The sequence below is a fragment of the Sphingobium sp. SA916 genome, from assembly GCF_002894065.1.
Taxonomy (GTDB): Bacteria; Pseudomonadota; Alphaproteobacteria; order Sphingomonadales; family Sphingomonadaceae; genus Sphingobium; species Sphingobium fuliginis.
The window spans coordinates 21,818-41,626 of sequence record NZ_LXYF01000058.1; the positions used below are offsets into that span (position 1 = coordinate 21,818).

Genomic DNA, 19,809 nt, shown 5'->3' on the forward strand with positions numbered 1-19,809 from the left:
AGCTCTCCTGCTGGCTCAGGCGAACAGCCTGGCGCGCAATTCCCGCGCCATGCCGGACAAGGCCCGGTCGGATGCGCGCATCATTTTCGGCCACATCAAAAAGCCGTGGATCTGGTCGGCATGGCGGATATGCTTCACCGGCACGCCGGCCGCCGCCAGCCGATCCGCATAGGCGTCGCCCTCGCCGCACAGGGGATCGAAACCGCAGGTCAGCACCCATGCCGGCGCGACACCCTCCAGCCGGGGCGCGCGCAGCGGCGACATGCGCCAATCGGCGGGGTCCGCTCCGTTGCGATAGGCCGTGCGGAACCACCGCATCATGTCCGCGGTCAGGCCGAAACCATCGGCATTGCGGCGGTAGGACTCATGCTCCTCCACCAGATCGGTGACGGGATAGATCAATATCTGCGCGCTGAGCGGCAGGCCTTCATCGCGTGCCCATAGCGCGCAGGCCGCCGCGAGATTGCCGCCCGCCGAGTCGCCCCCGACGGCGATCCGTCCTGCGTCGATGCCCAGCGCCGCAGCATCGCGACGGGCATGGCGGAGCGCGGCCATGCAATCCTCCAGCCCCGCGGGAAAGGGATATTCCGGCGCCAGCCGGTAATCCACCGACAGCATGGCGATGCCGGCCCGCTCCGCCAGCGAGGCGCAGAACCATGCGCCATAGGCGAGGTCGCCGGTCATCCAGCCGCCGCCGTGAAAATAGAGCATGGCGGGCAGAGGCGCATCGTCCGGCACTTGCATGGGCCGGTAGAGCCTGAGGGAAACGGCGCCGCGCGGCCCGTCCGCCCAAAGATCCGCCTCCCGGACGGGCGGCGGCGGCTTTCCCAGCGTTTCCAGCGACATGCGGATCGCCGCCCGCGCCTCTTCAACGCTCAGAAGATGGAGCGGCGGCCGGCCGCTCGCCTCCATGAGGTCGAGCACAGCGCGGGCGTCGGGGTCCAGCCCGGCTTGCAGGGTGGCCGCCATCAGATCGCGTCCAGCCGCATCCGGGCGGTTTCCCGCGTGGCCGTGACCCACAGGATCAGCGCCCCGGCGGCGCAGAGGCCGAATATGCCGAAGACGATGGCGACCGACGCGCCGCTGGCCAGGATCGCGCCCACCACGACCGGCGTCAGGGTGGATGCGCCGCGCGCCAGCGAACTGCTGAGCCCCAGCGCGACGGCGCGGACATGGGTGGGATAGGTTTCCGCCGTATAGGGCCAGAGGACGATGGAGCCGGTGAAGATCGAGAGCTGACCCGCGATCACCAGCGGCACCAGGATCGCCACGTCCTTCGGCAGGGTGAAGCCCAGCGTCAGCAGCGCGACGGTCGCGATCAGCGATCCGCCGATCGCCAGCGGACGGCGGCCCACGCTGTCGATCACCAGCGCGATGGTCGGCGCGAGGACCAGGAACAGCAGGCTGGCCGTCGCGGAATAGCGCAACGCCGTCGCCACCGGGATATGGAAGACCGACACATAGATGGACGGCAGCCAGGTCGTCAGCCCGAAACTGGCGAAGGAGGTGAAGAACCAGAGCAGCATGACGACGGTCGTGCGGCGGCGGAATTCGGGCGCGAACAATATGGTCGCGGGCAGGCGGGGCGCTGGCCCGGCGGACGGTTCGGACGAACGGAGCGCCTGTGGATCGGCGGCGGCATAGCCGAACTTGCGCAGCGCCTTCGCCGCGTCGTCCGCCCGGCCGCTGCGCACCAGCCAGCGCGGTGATTCCGGGAGCAGCAGCAGCACCACCGGCAGGATCAGCAGGGGAATCGCCCCGAAGGCGAACAGCCAGCGCCATCCGAGATGAGGGATGACGACCGTGCTGGAAAAGGATGCGGCGGCATAGCCCGCCATGGTGATGAACTGGAATATGCCGAAATAGCGGCCGCGCGTGGCGGAGGGCGCGATTTCGTTGATATAGGTGATCGACACCGGCAGCGCGCCGCCGATCGCCACGCCCTGGACGATGCGCAGGGCAAACAGTGCGCCATAGCCCGGCGTCAGCGCGCAGAAGATCGCCAGCAATCCCATCCAGACGACGGAGACCAGGAATACCGGCATACGGCCGAAGCGTTCGGCCAGCGACCCAAGCAGGATCGCCCCGACGAACTGCCCGGCATAGCCGGCCGAGATCAGGCTGCCCGCGGCGACCGGCGTCAGGCCCCATTCGCGGGTGAGCGAGGGCATGACATAGGCGATGGCGATGCTGTCCCATGAATCGAACAGCATGACGAAGCCCAGCAGCAGCGGCGGGACGATCCGCAGCCGGGCGGAGGTGATGCTATCGAGCGCTGCGCCCACCGCCGCTTCCGGGCCGGAACCCGTGCGCACCGCATCGATCGGGGCTCCACCGCTCATCTGATTGCCTCCGGCGCCATCTCCGTCACCTCCGCTTATTCGCCCTTTCCGGGGCGCTTATGGTCTTTGCTATCGTGAATTCATGGTCGTTCAGGCGGCGATCACGCCTCCGTCGACGGATATGATCGATCCGGTGACGAAGGATGCCGCCTGCGAAGCCAGCCAGACCACCGTGCCGGCCATCTCCTCCGGCTGCGCGACGCGGCCCATCGGCACGGATGCGGGCCGCACGTCGCTCACCTGGCTGCGGCCGGCGCGCATATTGTGCAGCAGGTCGGTCTGGACCGGTCCGGGCGCGATCGCGTTCACCCGGATATTGTGGGGGGCAAGCTCTATGGCGGCGGACTTGGTCAGCCCTGCGACGGCATGTTTGCTGGCGGAATAGGCGCCGACATAGGCGAGGCCGGAGAGCGCGGCGGTCGAGGCGAGGTTGATGATGGAGCCCCCCTGCCCCGCCGCCAGCATAGCCGGAATCTCATATTTCATGCTCAGCCAGGCGCCGCGCACGTTGATCGCGAACAGATTGTCGAAATCGCGCGCCGCCAGATCCTGAATGGCCGCCGCCGGGCCGGGGATGCCGGCGTTGTTCATCGCGATGTCCAGGCCATCCATGATCCCGGTCGCGGCTGCCACCAGGGCTTCGACGCTTGCCTCATCGCGGACGTCCACGGCGCGATAATGAACGGATTGCCCGCTGTCCGACGCGATTTCACGGGCCAATGCCTCCCCCCTCTCCTTTTCCAGCCCGGACATGACCAGGCTGGCGCCGGCTGCCGCGATGGCGCGGGCGCAGGCCAATCCTATGCCGCTGTCGCATCCCACGACCAATGCCTTGCGCCCCAGCAGCGTAAAGAGATTGTCGGACATGGAAACACCCTTCTCGATCATGATTGGCGCTTGAAGCGGCGCTGGAAAGGCGTTGCGCAGCCATTGGGAAGGCGGCCGCTCCCGATCCTTTTCACCATCCTCATTGAATCTTTATGAGATACCGGTACCATAGGATGGTTCGGTTTAGCTAGGGCCAAAGTTCGCGAAGAATGCCATATGCCGTCGCTTCAGCATAATGTTATTGGATAGCCAATGCTTTCCCGATGTGCTGGAATTGCGCGAAATCCGCTAAATGCCGTGCCGTTCTTGGCTGCCCTGTCCGCAAGCGCCGGCAGGACCCGGAAACAGGAGATTTCGTGACACGCATTCCTTATCCAGACCCCGCCGGCCTGTCGGAAACGAAGCGCGAAGTGCTGTCCGGGGCGTTCGGTCGCGTGCTGAACATATCGCGCATGGCCATGCATGCTCCCGACCCCTTCTGGGCGCCGCAGCGCGCACTGGGCCGCGCCGCCATCTTCGACATCAGCATCACGCCACGCCAGCGCGAGCTGATCATCCTGCGCGTCGCCTATCTGTCGCGTTCCGACTATGAGATCTATCATCATGAAAGCATTGCCGCCGCGCTGGGCCTGACGGAGCGGGAGAGGCAGGGGCTGGAAAGCGGCGACTTCAGCGTCTTCGCGGCGGAGGAGCAATGCCTGTGCGATTTCGTCAGCGAGCTGGTGTCGGACGTTTCCCCTTCGGACAGGAGTCTGGCGGCCATGCAGGAATATTTCGGCCTGCCCACCCTGTTCGAGATCCTCTTCATCACCTGCACCTATATGATGCTCGCGAGAGTGGCGGCCGTCAGCGGTGCGGAGATCGACGATGAAGCCGTGACCAACTGGAATCTGCGACGCTGAGAATGCCCTGGAGCGCGGGACAGGCGTAGCGCGGAGGGCCGTTGCGCGCCTGGCCCCGCCCGACCGAAAACCGGGCCGAACCTGCCGCCCAGGAAAATTGGGACTTGTGCCATGCGGGTTCGCGGCGTATCCCAATCGTGATACCGGTATCTTCAATAACGATCTGGAGGGGTCCGAGGGGTGATAGCCGCTTCGCAAAAACTGTCGGCCTGGGTTAGGCAAATGCGGTTCGATGATCTGCCCGACGATGTTGTGACCGCGACCATGCTGCGCGTCATCGACGTGGTGGGGCTTTCCATCGCGGGCAGCCAGCGCCCGTTCGGCATGTCGGTGCGCAGCGCCACCGCCGGCCTGCATCCCGGAACGGAGGCCCGCATCTGGGGCGGGGCGGCGCGGTCGAGCGTGTCGGGCGCGGCCTTCGCCAACGGCGCGCTGTCGCAGGCGCTGGAATATGACGACACCCATAATGAATCGATCGTGCACATGAGCAGCCCGGCCGTCGCGGCGGCGCTGGCGCTGGGCGACCGCCTGCGCTGCGGCGGGCGCGACGCGATCCTGGCCATAGCCATCGGCAACGAGATCAGTTGCCGCGTCGGCAGCCTGGCGCCGGGTCAGTTCCACAAACGGGGATTCCACCCCTCCGGCCTGTTCGCGCCGTTCGGCGTGAGCTGGCTTGCGGGAAAGATGCTGGCGCTGGAGGAGGATGCGATGATCCGCGCCGCCGGGATCACCGGCAGCTTCGCCGCGGGGCTGATCCAATGCTGGGTGGACGGCACCCAGTCCAAATTCCTGCACCCCGGCTGGGCCGCGCAGAGCGGGATCGCCGCGGCGACACTGGCTGAGGCCGGCGTCACCGGTCCCGCCGAGGTGCTGGAGGGGCGCTTCGGCCTCTATGCGTCGCATCTTCAGGACGAGGCCGTGACACCCGACTGGCGCCGGCTGACCGATGCGCTGGGCGAGGAATGGGAAAGCCGGAACGCCTCCTTCAAGCCCTTTCCCGCCGCCCATGTCATCCATCCCTATGTCAGCGCGCTGCTGCGGCTGCGCGAGCGTCACGGCCTGTCGGCAGAGCGCATCCGCGCCATAAGGTGCGATGTCGCGCCCTATATCGTCGGCATCGTGTGCGAGCCGCAGGGCGAGAAGCTGCATCCGCTGACCGATTCGCACGGGCGGGTCAGCCTGCAATATACGCTGGCGGAGGCGCTGGTGCGGGGCAGGCTGGGGAAGGACGCCTATCAGCCGGAATATCTACGCGACGAGGCCATTCTCTCCCTGGCGCGGCGGGTCGAATATCGGGTCGACGGGTCCCTCCCCGGCCCGGAGCAGTTCAAGGGGGTGATTTCCGTGGAACTGACCGACGGCACCGTCCTTGAGGAGATCGAGGAACATAATCGCGGATCGTCGGAAAATCCGATGACCACCGATGAGATCGTGGCGAAGTTCAACGAGAATGTGGCGGGAACGCTGACCGCAGCGCAGGCCCGGCGCCTTGTCGACGCCGCACTGGCGCTGGACCGGTGCGAAGACGTGTCGCGCTTTACCGAACTGACGGTGACGGACCATGAATGACGCAGGAAGACTCGCCGGCCGCAATGCGCTGGTCACGGGATCGGTCGGGGGGCTGGGCCAGGCCATGGCGCGCAAGCTGGCGTCGGCCGGCGCGAACGTCATGCTGCACGGGCTGGAAGATCCGGAGGAAGCCGCCTGCCTGGGCGAGGCGATCGAGCGGGATTATGGCGTGCGCGCCGTCTATTGCCGCGCCGACCTGCGCCAGGCGTCGGCCGTGCGGGACCTTGTCGACCATACCGAGCGGACGCTGGGTCCGGTCCATATCCTGATCAACAACGCCGTCGTCCGGCATTTCGCGCGGATCGAGGATTTCCCCATCGACAAATGGACCGAGGCGCTGGCCGTCAACGTGACCGCCGCCTTCCTTGCGACGCAGATGGTCCTGCCGAAGATGAGGGAGGCGCAATATGGACGGGTGTTCAACATGACGTCGGTCTATGGCTATCGGGGCACCGTCAACCGGGTGGACTATGTGACGACCAAGACCGCGATCCAGGGACTGACGCGCGCCACCGCGCTGGAGACGGCGGGCAGTCCGATCACCTGCCATGCATTGATGCCCGGGTCGGTGCTGACGCCCCTCTGGTCCGACCGGCTGGAGCGGATGATGATCGAGGAAGGGCTGACGCGGCCGGAGGCGGAGACGCGCTTCCTGGACGGGAAGCAGCCCAGCGGCCGGTTCGTCGATGTCGACAGCGTCGCGGAGGTGCTGCTGCTGCTGTGCGGCCCCGCCGGAACGGATATGAATGGGGCCATATTGCCGATCGAGGGCGGATGGATGGCCCGCTGATGCCAGCGGCAGGGCGATGTTTGAGGAGCAGTCGATGACGCAGAGCCGGAATGTGGGATTTATCGGCCTTGGCAGCATGGGAAGCGCCATGGCGCCCCGGCTGCTGGAAAACGGCCATGCGGTGATCGCCTATGACGTCAATCCTTCGGCGCGGGCGGCTTTCGCGGCGGCGGGCGGCCTGGCCGGCGACAGCGTGGAGGAGGTCGGCAACCGGGCCGACATGGTGTTCACCAGCCTTCCTTCCCCCCAGATCGTCCGGCAAGTGGCGGCCGAGCTGGCGGGGACGAGGGTCGGGATCGTGGTCGACCTGTCGACCATCGGTTCGCGCGCCTCTGCCGAGGCGGCGGGCCTGCTGGCGCAGCATGGCAGGTCGTTCGCCGACGCGCCGGTCAGCGGCGGGCGCGCCGGGGCGCTGGCGGGCAAGCTGACGCTGATGCTGGCCGCGCCGGCAGCCGTGCAGGAGGAGGTCGCGCCCCTGCTTTCCCATTTCGGCAAGGTGATCCCGGTCGGCATGCAGCCCGGTCAGGCGCAGACGATGAAGCTCATCAACAACATCATGTCGGTGGTGGCGCTGGCCGCGACGTCGGAGGGGATGGCGATGGGGGTCAAGGCGGGGCTGGACCCGCATGTGATGCTGGACGTGCTCAACATGTCGAGCGGGCAGAACAGCGCCACCCGGGACAAGTTTCCCCGCGCCGTCGTCCCGCGCACATTCGACTTCGGCTTCGCGACCGGCCTGTCGCTGAAGGACGTCCGCCTTTGCCTGGACGAAGCGCAGGCATTGGGCGTACCCATGATGCTGGGCAATCTGGCCAAGACGATGCTGGACATCACGGCGGCGCAGTTCGGCGCGGATGCCGACTTCACGATGATGGCGCGGGTCGTGGAGCAATGGGCCGGCGTCGAGATCGGCTGAACGCCTGACGCGAGATTTGGGAGGGAAGTCGTTGGAGGATTGCTATCAGGTCTATGCCGTCCAGTACGGCCATCACGATCGCACCGCATCGGCCAATTTCGTCGGCGGCGATCCGCACGACCGGCCGATGCCGCTCGACTATTTCGTCTGGGCGATGGTGGGCGACCACGGCACCTATATACTCGACACCGGTTTCGACGCGGCCATGGGGATCAAGCGCAACCGGCAGTTGGTGCGGCCCGTCAACGAAGGGCTGAAGACCATCGGCATCGACGCCGCCGCGGTCAGCGACGTCATCATTTCCCACATGCATTTCGATCATGCGGGCAATCATGCGATGTTCCCGCAGGCGCGGTACCATGTGCAGGATGCGGAAATGGCCTATTGCACCGGCCGCTGCATGTGCCACGAGCCGTTGCGCCACGCCTATGAGCCCGGCGACGTGCAGGCGATGATCGGGCGGCTGTTCGACGGCCGCCTGCAATTCCACGATGGCGACAGCGAACTGGCGCCGGGCCTGACCCTGCACCGGGTCGGCGGGCATACGCGCGGATTGCAGGTGGTGCGGGTGAAGACCCGGCGCGGCTGGGTGGTGCTCGGTTCCGACGCCGCGCATCTCTACGCCAATTTCGAGCAGGCGCGGCCCTTCCCCTCCTTCGACAGCATGACCGACATGCTGTTCGGCTTCGACAGGATGCGGGAACTGGCGAGTTCGGAAAACCACATCATTCCCGGCCATGATCCGCTGGTGCTGAGCCGCTATCCCCTGGCGCGCGACGGCGTGGCGGGGGTGGTCCGGCTGGACGCCGAACCGGCGTCCTGAGGGCGGAACGCGGGCGCTGCCGCTCAGCGCGCCCGCGCCTCCCGCAACAGGCTGGGGTCGATCAGCCGGGAAAGCGTTGCGCGGTCGCGCGGCGGGCGGCCATCGATCTTCGCGAGCCACTGCTCCTCCTCCACCATCACGTCCAGCAGGTCGTCGGGAAGCGCGCAGGGAAAGCGGTGATGATGCCATGACTGGCGAATGAGTTCGAGATTCTGGCCGGTCCGTTCCGCCAGCATGGCCTGCATTTCGCCGGGATCTTCCTCCGCCTTGCGGCAGCCGGCCAGCAGTTCGCGCAGGAAGGCGACGACCTGTTTCCGCTTCGCCGGATCGCGGAGCGTCCCGGCCCTGGCGTTCAGGCTGTATATTTCGCGATAGGCGCCCTTGGGCTGGATGCTGAGGCCATTGTCCCCCAGCGCGAGAGCCGCGCGTTCCGCTTCGGGTTCCCAGGTCGACAGCGCGTCGACAGCGCCCTTGATCACCGCGTCCGCACCGGCCCTGGCGGTCAGGGGAACGATGGTGACGTCCGCCTCGCCCAGCCCCGCGCCCTTCAGCAGCCTGTGGAGGTAGAAGGCGGCGGAGGTGTTGACGAACACCGCGATCCGCTTTCCCTTCAGGTCCGCGACGGAGGCGATGCCGGAGGAGCGCCGGGCGACGATGCGGTACAGGCCTTCCGTCGTGGTGACGACGATGCGGACGTCGGGATGCTTCAGCGACATGCGCAGCGTCTGCGTTTCGGCATTGCCGGCGAGATCGGCCATGCCGGGATTGGGCGGCGGCGGCGCGCCCTCCGCATGCCCGCCGACCGAAGCGGCGAGCGCGGGGTCGGGCGCCGCCCAGAGGTTGGGAACCCCGCCGCTGGCGGTGACGACGGTTCCGGGCGGCGCATTCTTCGCCGCCAGCAGAGCCGGCCCGAACTCCAGCACGGATCGATGGCCGAAGACGGAAAGCGGTTCGGCCGGAGCCGTTGGGGCATTGACCGCCGCCGACGGTGCGGCGGCGCATCCGCAAAACGCCAGGGCCGCCATGGCTGCGGCCAGAGCCGCCTTGTTACCGCGCATCGTCATTCTCCCCCAAGGGCGTCAATAGCGGAAGCGCACGCCGAGCCGATAGGCACGACCCACCAGGTCATAATAGGTCCCGTCGAAGGAAGGGAATGGCGGATCGGTGTCGAGCAGATTGTCGATCGTCCCGAACAGTTCCACCTTCCTGTCGTTGTCCTCGCTGCGGGTCAGGACAAGCTTTCCGCCCAGATTGAAGTAGATGCGGCTGGGAATCCTGTTGATGTTGAGGCTGGTCGCCGTCCCCGGCACGGCGGCGGTGTCGATCTTGCCGTCGTTGATGTAGCGCGCCTGGAGGTTCACGCCGAAATCGTCGGTGTCATAGGCGATGGTCGCGTTCATCGTCAGGTCCACCATGCCGACCGTGCCGCCATTGACGGGCGTTCCATTCTGTCCGGAACGATCGATGGCCCCGGTCGTGTCCGTCAGCCTGTAGTCCCAGACATAGGTGGCGAGCAGCCGCGTGCTGAGATTGCCCGCGCCGAGGGGCATGCGATAGGACAGTTCGATGTCGACGCCGCTGGTCTGGAACCGGTTGAGGTTCAGATAGGGCGTCACCATCTCCGTGATCGGACCGTTGGCGACGGGGCGGGTGATGAAGGCGCAGCGGCTGGCGTCGCCCGCGACGCAGGAGTCGAGGACGACCTGCGCGACGGAGGTGTTGATGACGCCGTCTATGTCGATGTCATAATAGTCGACCGACAATTGCAGGCCCGATGCCCATTGCGGCTGATAGACGAACCCCGCCGTCAGCGAATTGGCGACTTCGGGTTCCAGGTTCCTGTTGCCGACGGAGAAGGTGCGCACCGTATAGGCCGTATTGGTGACCGGGTCGATGATGCGCGCGTTCTGATTCCTTTCCGGCGTGAACATTTCGGTGAGATTGGGGGCGCGGACATCGCGCGAGCGGGTGGCGCGGACGCGGAATTCATCGGTGATCGACCAGTTCACGCCCGCCTTCCAGGTCCACACGCTGCCCGCGCCGCTATAATCGGCGTAGCGGGCGGCGGCGTTGACATCCAGATGGCGGAAGAATGGCCTGTCCGCCGCCAGCGGAACGAGCAGCTCCACATAGCCTTCCTTCACGTCGAACGATCCGTCCACGAAGGCGGAGTTGGCGCTGGAAAAGGCGCGGGCCGCCTCCAGCGGGCTGGGGATGGAGAGCAATGTCTCCCGGCGATATTCGATGCCGGTCGCGATGGACACGGGGCCCGCCCAGGTCGAGAAGGGTTCCGCCTGGAGATTGCCGGCGACGACCGTCTGGGTCGTCTTCTGATGCTGGAGCGAGAGGCCGGTCACATAAGCCTTGGCCGCGTCGCTGGCCGTGCCGGTGCCGAAGATATTATAGGGCACGCAGCCCGCCGCCGCGTTGCGGATGGCGGCGTTGGGGCTGAGCAGGTCGCGGCAGACGGGGATGGAAACGCCGTTCTGCGTCACGTTCACCACATCGATGGCGCGGCGCCAGTTCGCCTCGATCCGCTGGCCGATGACGCCGCGGATGAACCGGTTCTGGCCATATTGCGCATAGACGTCCCATTTGATGCCGCCGAAGGAGCCTTCGGCGCCGATCAGGCCGCGGGCGGTCTCATTCGCCTTGCTGACGATCTGCTGGAAATTCTCGGTCCCGAACCGGCCGAGCTGGAAGCTGGTGAGCGCCGGCGCGCCGGCCGGCCGCGTCGCATTGTAATTGTCGATCGCCGCCCGCGTCGCCGCCGGGATGAAGGGATTGTCGGCGCTGACGACGATGGGGGAAAAGGCGCTGGTGCTGGGCGACTGAGTGCCGAAATTGCGCGTGCCGATGCTGGGCACGGTCCAGTCGACATGGGCGTAGTTGCCCTCCGCGAAGAAGCTGGTGTCGCCGCTTTCGAAGCTGACCCGGCCCATGGCGACGACGCGCTCATGCGGCTGCCTGATGTTGACGCCGGTCCAGGAACCGATGCCGTACCCGTCGCCGCCGATCTGGTCGTCGCCCCATACTTCCCCGAAGTTGAACTGGAAGGGGGTGCCGTCCGGCGCGAAGGCGGTGCCGCGCAACGGTCCGGTGGCGATCAGGCCGCCGGGCGTCTGGGAGGCGTAGTGGACGTTCTTCGTCCAGATGCGCGCGGGCTGGCCGTTGGTGGCGAAATTGGGATTGGTGACGAACCACCATTCCTCCCGCCCCCAGTCGCGCGTGTAATTGTCGCCCACCCCCTCGTCATAGGAATATTCCGCGCCCAGGATGATATGGCCCGCGCCGTCGGCAAAGCTTGTCCCGCCGCCGAGAGCGACCTTCATGTTATAGCCGTCGCCTTCCTCCGAGATGCCGGCCTGCGCTTCGCCGCGAAGCCCGGTCAGCTTGTGGTCGAGGATGATGTTGACGACGCCGGCCACGGCGTCGGAGCCCCATGCGGCGGACGCGCCGCCGGTCACCACCTCGGCGCGTTCGACCAGGAAGGTGGGGATGAGGCTGAGGTCGACGGTGCCGACATTGGACGTCGGCACGAAGCGATGGCCGTCGACCAGGACGAGGGTGCGGTTGGCGTCCAGCCCGCGCAGGTCGGCATAATAGCCGCTATTGGTGAAGGTGCGCGCCGCCGACGGGTTCTGGCTGGGGCGGAAGGCGGGCGCCTCCTGCAGCACCGAGCCGATGCTGATCGCGGCGCGGTTCTGCACCTGCTCCGCACCGATCACGGAAATGGGCGTGGGGGCGTTGAAGCCGTCCCGCACGATGCGCGAACCGGAAACGACGATGTCGGCCTCCACCGGTGGATCGGACGGCGCGGGAGGCGAGGATGGGGCCGGGATCGGGGAGCCGGCCGGGGCGGCGTCCGGCGGTTCCGAAGCGCCATCCGCCGGGGCCGCCGCACCTTGCTGCTGCGCGAAGGATGGACCCGGCGGAGCCATGGCGGCGAAGGCGATACCTGAAAGCAGGGCAAGTCTGGTCGACGCAACGCGCATGTCATCCCTCCCGATTGCCCGCGTGACGCAGGTCTGTCGTTCTGTTCGCAGAAGCGGACCGTCGAAAAATCGCTGAACGAAATAACATTCACAATAACTGAGAAACATGCCGGAGGCGCATCATCCAGCAGTGGCGCGACAGGCGAAGCCGCGGGGGGCATCAAAGGGCTGGCGGGCGCCCTGTTCCGGGTGTAGGATGCCGCCATTGGCCATGAGGCGCTCCCTCATGCCGAGAGATGCTCGCCCCGGAAAAGCGCGCATGTCCCGACAGAGGACATATAAGAACAGGAGCTTCATGGCTTTCGGTCAGGAGAGCGAACCATGGCAATGGCTCACCCGTCCCAGGCGGCGTCCGCCGGGCAAGATATTTCCATCCGCACCATCACGTTCGACGACCTGCGCGTCGCCCTGCGTCAGGGGTGGGACGATTTCCTCGCCAAAAGGGGCGATCTGGTGTTCATCGGCTTCATCTATCCGATCATCGTCGCGCTCGCGATCATGTCGGCCAGCCGGATGTCGATCCTGCCGCTGATCTTTCCGCTGGTGGCGGGCGCGATCCTGCTGGGGCCGGCCTTCGCCAGCGGTTTCTACGAACTGGCGCGGCGGCGGGAGGCCGGGCTGGACGCGCGCTGGCGCCATTTCCTGGACGTGATCCGCAAGCCGGGCGGGTCCGCCCTGTTCGACCTGACCTGCGTGCTGGCGCTGCTGTTCATGGCGTGGATGGCGACGGCCTGGTTCATCTATCATGCGACGCTGGAAAATGTGCCCGGCTCGACATCCTCCGTGGGCGCTTTCCTGTCGGCCATATTCGGCACGTCGCAGGGCTGGCAGATGATCGTGCTCGGCAATCTGGTCGGCTTCGGCTTCGCGCTGCTGACGCTGGCGGTCAGCGTCGTCTCCTTCCCCATGGCGGTGGACAAGCCGGTCAGTTGGGGCGTCGCGGTGCGCACATCCTGCCGCGTGGCATGGCATAATCCGGTGACGGTCGCGGCCTGGGGCCTGATCGTGGTCGCGCTGCTGGTGCTGGGCGCCCTGCCCGCGCTGGTGGGGCTGGCGGTGGTGCTGCCCGTGCTGGGCTATGCCACCTGGCACCTCTATACGCGCGCGGTCGTCCGATAAGGCGATCAGCCCCCGGCCATGTCGAGGGCGATGCCCAGCAGGGCGCGCAGCGTCGGCGCCTCGTCCGACCGGCGCCACGCCAGGCCGGTTTCCAGCATGGGGGCAAGGCCGGCCAGCGGCAGATAGCGCACGCCCGTGCGCGCGAGGTTGCGTAGCGAGGCGGGGACCAACGCCAATCCCATGTCGGCGGAGACGAGGCTGATGATCGTCTGCATCTGGATCGCCCGCTGGCGCACGTGCGGCTCCCGCCCCTGGGCCCGATAATGGTCGATGACAAGATCGTGGAAGGTGGGCGCGACGTGACGCGGGAAGAGCAGCAGCGGCTGGTCGAGCCAGCCCTCCCCGGCCAGCCTGCCGTCCTCCACCAGCAGGCGGCCGTCCTTCACCCAATTCTCCGGCACGGCGGCCACCAGCGGCTCGCGCAGCAACGGGCGATAATCGATGGCCGCGGGCAGGCCGGATGCGGGCGGGATCAGCAGCCCGGCGTCGGTCCGCCCTTCCACCAGCGCCTCCACCTGCACGTCGCTGGTCGCTTCCACCAGCGTCATGTCCACCCTGGGGAAAGCATGGGCATAGCGCCGCACCAACGTGGGCAGGATGCTGTAGTCCGCCGAACTGACGAAGGAGAGGACAATCCGCCCGACCGTCCCGGCCTGCAGGCGCCGCGCCACGGCAGCGAGGTCGGCCACGGCCCCCACGGCGGGCCGGACATGCTCCAGCCATTGCCGTCCAAAGGGGGTGAGCGCCACCTGCCGCTTGGTCCGGGTGAAGAGAGGCGCGCCCAGTTCCCGCTCCAGCGCCATGATCGACTGGCTGAGCGGCGGCTGGGTCATGCCCAGCCGTTCGGCGGCGCGGCCGAAATGCAGTTCCTCCGCCACGGCGAGGAAATGGTTGAGCTGGCGAAGGTCCATGTCAGTCAGTCATCCTGCGACCTTATAGCGCGGCTGCAATATATTTCACAACCTGTCCGCGAAGGCGTAAGGCGGCCGGACAGGAACCGAGGACAGACCCATGCCGCATTATCGTTCACGCACCAGCACCCATGGCCGCAACATGGCGGGCGCCCGCGGCCTTTGGCGCGCCACCGGCATGAGGGACGAGGATTTCGGCAAGCCCATCATCGCCATCGCGAACAGCTTCACCCAGTTCGTGCCGGGGCATGTGCACCTCAAAGATCTGGGCCAGCTCGTCGCGCGGGAGATCGAGGCGGCGGGCGGCGTCGCCAAGGAATTCAACACCATCGCGGTCGATGACGGCATCGCCATGGGCCATGACGGCATGCTCTATTCGCTGCCCAGCCGCGACCTGATCGCGGACAGCGTCGAATATATGGTGAACGCCCATACCGCCGACGCGCTAGTGTGCATTTCCAACTGCGACAAGATCACGCCCGGCATGCTGATGGCCGCGATGCGCCTCAACATCCCGACCATCTTCGTTTCGGGCGGTCCGATGGAGGCCGGCAAGACCGAGCTGCGCGGCAAGACCGTCGCGCTGGACCTGGTCGACGCCATGGTCGTCGCGGCGGACGACAGCTATACCGACGAGGAAGTGAAGGTCATCGAGCGGTCCGCCTGCCCGACCTGCGGTTCCTGCTCCGGCATGTTCACCGCCAATTCGATGAACTGCCTGACCGAAGCGCTGGGGCTGTCGCTGCCGGGCAACGGATCGACGCTGGCCACCCATGCCGACCGCGAAAAGCTGTTCCTGGAGGCGGGCCGCACCATCGTCGACCTCGCCAAGCGCTGGTACGAACAGGACGACGCATCGGCCCTGCCCCGCAACATCGCCACCTTCGCCGCGTTCGAGAACGCGATGAGCCTGGACATCGCCATGGGCGGGTCGACCAATACGGTGCTTCACCTGCTCGCCGCCGCCTATGAGGGCGGGGTGGATTTCACCATGGCCGACATCGACCGTCTGTCACGGCGCGTTCCCTGCCTCTGCAAGGTCGCGCCGGCCAAGAATGACGTGCATATGGAGGACGTCCATCGCGCGGGCGGCATCATGGCAATCCTGGGCGAGCTGGAGCGCGCCGGGCTGGTCGACGCCAGCCTGCCGACCGTCCATGCGCCGACGCTGGGCGACGCGCTCAACCGCTGGGACATCGGCCGCACCAATAGCGAGGAGGTCCGCAACTTCTTCCGCGCCGCGCCCGGCGGCGTCCGCACCACCCAGGCGTTCAGCCAGAACGCCCGTTGGGAGGAACTGGACACCGACCGCGAGACCGGCGTCATCCGCAGCGCGGCGCATCCCTTTTCTAAGGATGGCGGGCTGGCCGTGCTGTTCGGCAATATCGCGCCCGAAGGCTGCATCGTGAAGACGGCCGGGGTGGACGAATCCATCCTGACCTTCCACGGCACGGCACGGGTCTATGAAAGCCAGGACGCTGCGGTCGCCGGCATCCTGGGCAATGAAGTGAAGGCGGGCGATGTCGTCGTCATCCGCTATGAAGGGCCCAAGGGCGGGCCGGGCATGCAGGAAATGCTCTACCCGACCAGCTATCTGAAGTCGAAGGGGCTGGGCAAGGCCTGCGCCCTGATCACCGACGGGCGCTTTTCCGGCGGCACTTCGGGCCTTTCCATCGGCCATGTGTCGCCCGAAGCGGCGGAAGGCGGGCTGATCGCGCTGATCGCGACCGGCGACCCCATCCTCATCGACATTCCCAATCGCGTGATCAGGCTGGACCTGGACGACGCCGTCATCGCCGCCCGCAAGGCGGAAATGGAGGCGCGCGGCGCGAAGGCGTGGAAGCCGTTCGGCCGCAAGCGCCATGTGTCGCCCGCCCTGCGGGCCTATGCGGCGCTCACCACCAATGCGGCGCGCGGCGCGGTGCGGGATGTGGGCCAGGTGGAAAAGGATTGATATTCAGGGCGCGCCGCATTCGACCCCGCGGCGCGTCGTTCCGGACGATTGCCCGCGGGCCGTCAGTGGAGGAGGATATAAAGCGTGCCGGTCAACGCCAGGGCTGACGCGCTGCACAGGCTCAGCAACCCGACGCTGCATTGGCACATGCTGTAATGCATACGCTCCATCGCACTCTCCCTTGCCGCCGGGCTTATGCCGGTCGGGCGGGGCGATGATAACAGAGAATATCGCGCGAATCAAAAGGTCAGGCGTCGTCCAGTCCCTGCAATAATTTTTGCAGCGCAGCATGGAAATGCCGCCGTTCCGAAGGGTTCAGCGCCTTCAAAAGCTTTCCCCCCAGTTGCAGGCGGAGAGGCTCCGTCACGGCGACCGCCGCCTCTCCGGCCGGAGTGATGGCCAGCCGCTTCACCCGCCGATCGTCCCTGTCCGGCACCCGCTGGATCAGGCCCTCGCGCTCCAGCCCGTCCAGCGCCTCCGTCACCGTGCGCGGCGCGAGATTCATGATCTCGGCAATGTCGGCGGCGCGCGCCGTTCCCAGCTGCGCCTTTATGCACATCAATATCTTGGTCTGGGCGAGCGATGCGCCCTGTTCCGTCATCGCGCGGTCGAACGATCTGCGGATCAATGTGATGACCCGAAACAGGTCGGTCAGTAGCTGTTCGTCGGCGCCATTCATGAGGAACCTCAATAAATGGTATTGCGCTATGGTGCAAGCGCGAGCATAGGGGACGGTATTGCGATCTGCGGGTTCCATCGATGAGTTCTGAGACAGTGGCTTCTTCTCCCCCCCATGGCGACGACTCGGGCCAGAGCCGCTCCTCCGCGCTCAGAAGCCCGCGTGCACGCCTGATCCTGCTGCTCGTGGCGCTGGCGCTGATCGGCGGCGGCGTGCTGTGGCTCATCCGCTTCGAAACCTTCGGCAAATATCAGGAATCGACCAACGACGCCTATATCCAGGCCGATTCGATCACCGTCGCGCCCAAGGTGTCCGGCTATGTCGACCGCGTCTTCGTCGATGAGAACCAGGATGTGAAGGCCGGCCAGCCGCTGGTTCAGATCGATCCGCGCGATTACCGGGCGCAGGCGGCCCAGTCCGTGGCGCAGATCGACGTGGCCAAGGCCAATGCGGCCGGGGTCGTCGCCCAGATTGCTGAGCAACGCGCCGCCGTCGCGCAGGCCGAGGCCGATCTGAACGCCGCCAACGCCAATGCCACCTTCGCCGCGCGCGAGGTGGAGCGCTATCGCCCGCTGGCGGCCAGCGGTGCGGAGACCCGCGAGCGCCTGTCGGAGCTTCAGAACCAGGCGACCCAGGCGCGGGCGAGGGCCGCGGCGGCCAGGGCGACACTGACCAGCGCGCAGAAGCGGATCGCCACCCTGCAGACACAGGTGCGGCAGGCGGAAGCGCAGGGCGAGGCCGCGCGTGCGCAGCTTTCGGCCGCCAGCACCAATGTGGAGGCGACGATATTGCGGGCGGCGGTCGACGGGCGGATCGGTGACAGGAGCGTCAGGCAGGGCCAGTTCGTTCAGGCCGCCAGCCGGCTGATGACGCTGGTTCCCAAGGCCAGCCTCTATGTCGAGGCGAATTTCAAGGAAACGCAACTGGGCCTGATGCGCGTCGGCCAGCCGGTGACGATCGCGGTGGATGCGCTGCCCGGGATCGAGCTGCCCGGACGGGTCGCCAGCATCGCGCCCGGCACCGGCGCCCAGTTTTCGGTCCTGCCGCCGCAGAACGCCACCGGCAATTTCACCAAGATCGTCCAGCGCATCCCGGTGCGCATCGCCGTCAGCGCCGGCCCCGAAACCCGGAAGCTGCTGGTCCCCGGCATGTCCGTCGAAGTGTCCGTCGACACCCGTTCGGCCCGGAACGCCGCCGCGCAGATCCGCCGGGAGCAGGAGCGGCATAACGCCCGGATCGGCCGATGAACGCCACCGCCGCTCCGGCCGCGCCGCCCCTTCCCGAACGCGCCGACACCGCCGCGTGGCTGGCCGTCATCGCGGGAAGCCTGGGCGCGATGATGGCGACGCTGGACATTTCCATCGTCAATTCAGCGCTGCCCACGATCCAGGGCGAGATCGGCGCCAGCGGCACGGAGGGCACCTGGATCGCGACATCCTATCTGGTCGCGGAGATCATCGTCATTCCGCTGGCGGCCTGGCTGGAACGGCTGCTGGGGCTGCGCACCCTGCTGCTCGCCGCCGCCTTTCTGTTCACCGGTTTTTCGATGCTGTGCGGCGTGGCCGGCGACCTTACCACCATGGTCATCGGCCGCGTCGGCCAGGGCTTTACCGGCGGCGCGCTGATCCCCACGGCGATGACCATCATCGCCACGCGCCTTCCCCGTTCGCAGCAGCCGATCGGCAATGCGCTGTTCGGCGTCACCGCCATTCTTGGGCCGGTGCTCGGCCCGCTGGTCGGCGGATGGCTGACGGAGAATATAAGCTGGCACTACGCCTTCTTCCTGAACCTGCCCGTGGGCATCGTGCTGATCACCCTGCTGCTGGTGACGATGCCGCATCAAAAGCCGCGCCTCAGCGAATTCCGGCAGGCCGACTGGCTGGGCATCGCGGGCATGGCGCTGGGCCTGGGCGGCCTTACCATCGTGCTGGAGGAGGGGCAGCGGGAACAATGGTTCCAGAGCAGCGAGATCGTCCTGATGTCGGTCATCTCCGGCATCGGCTTCATCCTGCTGTTCGCCGGACAATATTTCGCGAAAAGGCCCGTCATCCGGCTGAAGCTGCTGCTCGACCGGCAATTCGGGGCCGTTGCGCTGATGGGGCTGGTGATCGGCATGATGCTGTACGGCACCGCCTTCGTCATTCCGCAGTTCCTGGCGGCGATCGCCGGCTATGACGCGCTGCAATCGGGCCGCATCGTCCTGCTGTCCGGCATTCCGAGCCTGATGCTGATGCCGCTCACGCCCCTGCTGATCCGGCACCTCGACATCCGCATCGCGGTGGGCGCCGGGCTGCTCGTCATGGCGACGAGCTGCTGGGTCGACACGGTGCTGACCAATCAGGCGGTAGGCCATGATTTCGTCGAGTCGCAATTGCTGCGCGGCGTGGGCAGCGTATTCGGTTTCCTGTTCCTCAACCAGGCGGCCATCGCATCGGTCCCGCGCGAGGATGCGGGCGATGCCGCCGGGCTGTTCAACGCCGTCCGCAATCTGGGCGGATCGCTGGCGCTGGCGGGCATCGCCACCATCCAGGACCAGCGAAGCTGGCTGCACAGCCGCCGCATGGAGGAAAGCCTGAGCGCCAATAGCGGGCAGGTGCAGGATTATATCGGCGGCCTCGCCCATTCGCTGGGCGGGCAGGACGCCGCGCTTCGATCGCTGGCAGGCACGATCCAGCGGGAAGCGCTGGTGATGACCTATAACGACATCTTCACGATGCTGGCGGTCGGCATCATCGCCGTATTGCCGCTGGTGCTGTTCCTGCGTCCCTTGCCCAAGGGGCAAGCGGTCGCGATGCATTGAGGCTGGTTCCATGCGTTTCCCCCAGACCGTCCTTCCTCCGGCCATCCTCCCGCTGCTGACGCTCGCCGCCTGCACCGCCGGGCCGGATTATCAAGGGCCGGAAGCGGCCAGGCCGGTCAGCCCGGCGGCGCAGTTCGTCAGGGCGCCCGCCGACGCCGGCCCGCAGGCGCCCGCCGCCGCG

The 19,809-nt window shown here is 66.9% G+C and carries 16 protein-coding genes; 9 read left to right on the forward strand and 7 right to left on the reverse strand.

Annotation, left to right across the window (positions count from 1 at the left end):
- Positions 1–15: 15 nt before the first annotated feature.
- The 3 genes from A8G00_RS17885 to A8G00_RS17895 form a co-directional block, all read right to left on the reverse strand.
- Positions 16–969 (reverse strand): alpha/beta hydrolase, encoded by a 954-nt coding sequence (locus tag A8G00_RS17885; protein ID WP_103001319.1) that lies wholly within the window; start codon positions 967–969, stop codon positions 16–18.
- The gene (locus A8G00_RS17890) at positions 969–2,342 is read right to left on the reverse strand and encodes an MFS transporter (protein ID WP_025551181.1); all 1,374 of its coding nucleotides are present in this window, start codon (positions 2,340–2,342) and stop codon (positions 969–971) included. Before A8G00_RS17890 ends, A8G00_RS17885 begins: the two co-directional genes overlap by 1 nt.
- Positions 2,343–2,432: 90 nt before the next feature.
- Positions 2,433–3,230 carry an SDR family NAD(P)-dependent oxidoreductase gene (locus A8G00_RS17895; protein WP_052628092.1) on the reverse strand — a complete coding sequence of 266 codons (798 nt, stop codon included), beginning with the start codon at positions 3,228–3,230 and terminating at the stop codon, positions 2,433–2,435.
- A gap of 296 nt (positions 3,231–3,526) precedes the next feature.
- Between A8G00_RS17895 and A8G00_RS17900 the strand changes: the two genes are divergently transcribed.
- The 5 genes from A8G00_RS17900 (at position 3,527) to A8G00_RS17920 (ending at position 8,170) form a co-directional block, all read left to right on the forward strand.
- A complete protein-coding gene (locus A8G00_RS17900) occupies positions 3,527–4,072 on the forward strand; it encodes a carboxymuconolactone decarboxylase family protein (protein ID WP_025551184.1) in 546 nt (181 codons plus the stop codon).
- A 180-nt stretch (positions 4,073–4,252) separates the two neighbouring features.
- Entirely contained in the window at positions 4,253–5,641 is a 1,389-nt protein-coding gene (locus A8G00_RS17905) for an MmgE/PrpD family protein (RefSeq protein ID WP_262857459.1), read from the forward strand.
- The gene (locus A8G00_RS17910; protein WP_025551186.1) at positions 5,634–6,431 is read left to right on the forward strand and encodes an SDR family NAD(P)-dependent oxidoreductase; all 798 of its coding nucleotides are present in this window, start codon (positions 5,634–5,636) and stop codon (positions 6,429–6,431) included. Before A8G00_RS17905 ends, A8G00_RS17910 begins: the two co-directional genes overlap by 8 nt.
- 34 nt (positions 6,432–6,465) lie before the next feature.
- Positions 6,466–7,347 (forward strand): NAD(P)-dependent oxidoreductase, encoded by an 882-nt coding sequence (locus tag A8G00_RS17915; RefSeq protein WP_025551188.1) that lies wholly within the window; start codon positions 6,466–6,468, stop codon positions 7,345–7,347.
- A 31-nt stretch (positions 7,348–7,378) separates the two neighbouring features.
- Positions 7,379–8,170, forward strand: coding sequence for an N-acyl homoserine lactonase family protein (locus A8G00_RS17920; RefSeq protein ID WP_025551190.1), 792 nt, complete (start codon positions 7,379–7,381; stop codon positions 8,168–8,170).
- A gap of 23 nt (positions 8,171–8,193) precedes the next feature.
- On the opposite strand, the gene A8G00_RS17925 is transcribed toward A8G00_RS17920, so the two are convergent.
- Complete coding sequence (locus A8G00_RS17925) at positions 8,194–9,228, reverse strand: ABC transporter substrate-binding protein (protein ID WP_025551192.1); 1,035 nt, start codon at positions 9,226–9,228, stop codon at positions 8,194–8,196.
- 21 nt (positions 9,229–9,249) lie between these two features.
- A complete protein-coding gene (locus A8G00_RS17930) occupies positions 9,250–12,165 on the reverse strand; it encodes a TonB-dependent receptor (RefSeq protein WP_158230100.1) in 2,916 nt (971 codons plus the stop codon).
- A gap of 321 nt (positions 12,166–12,486) precedes the next feature.
- On the opposite strand from A8G00_RS17930, the gene A8G00_RS17935 reads away from it, so the two are divergent.
- On the forward strand, positions 12,487–13,284 hold the full coding sequence (locus A8G00_RS17935) for a DUF2189 domain-containing protein (protein ID WP_025549805.1): 798 nt from the start codon (positions 12,487–12,489) through the stop codon (positions 13,282–13,284).
- 5 nt (positions 13,285–13,289) lie between these two features.
- On the opposite strand, the gene A8G00_RS17940 is transcribed toward A8G00_RS17935, so the two are convergent.
- On the reverse strand, positions 13,290–14,195 hold the full coding sequence (locus tag A8G00_RS17940; RefSeq protein WP_025549806.1) for a LysR family transcriptional regulator: 906 nt from the start codon (positions 14,193–14,195) through the stop codon (positions 13,290–13,292).
- 100 nt (positions 14,196–14,295) lie between these two features.
- Here A8G00_RS17940 and ilvD point away from each other — a divergent pair, with 100 nt between their 5' ends.
- Positions 14,296–16,149, forward strand: a complete 1,854-nt coding sequence (gene ilvD, locus A8G00_RS17945) for a dihydroxy-acid dehydratase (protein ID WP_044660624.1) — start codon at positions 14,296–14,298, stop codon at positions 16,147–16,149.
- Positions 16,150–16,396: 247 nt separating this feature from the next.
- Here the strand turns inward: ilvD and A8G00_RS17955 are convergent, their stop codons facing one another.
- On the reverse strand, positions 16,397–16,828 hold the full coding sequence (locus tag A8G00_RS17955; protein ID WP_025549807.1) for a MarR family winged helix-turn-helix transcriptional regulator: 432 nt from the start codon (positions 16,826–16,828) through the stop codon (positions 16,397–16,399).
- A 95-nt stretch (positions 16,829–16,923) separates the two neighbouring features.
- Here A8G00_RS17955 and A8G00_RS17960 point away from each other — a divergent pair, with 95 nt between their 5' ends.
- Positions 16,924–18,075, forward strand: coding sequence for an HlyD family secretion protein (locus A8G00_RS17960; protein ID WP_025549808.1), 1,152 nt, complete (start codon positions 16,924–16,926; stop codon positions 18,073–18,075).
- The gene (locus A8G00_RS17965; protein WP_025549809.1) at positions 18,072–19,628 is read left to right on the forward strand and encodes a DHA2 family efflux MFS transporter permease subunit; all 1,557 of its coding nucleotides are present in this window, start codon (positions 18,072–18,074) and stop codon (positions 19,626–19,628) included. Before A8G00_RS17960 ends, A8G00_RS17965 begins: the two co-directional genes overlap by 4 nt.
- Positions 19,629–19,809 lie beyond the last annotated feature (181 nt).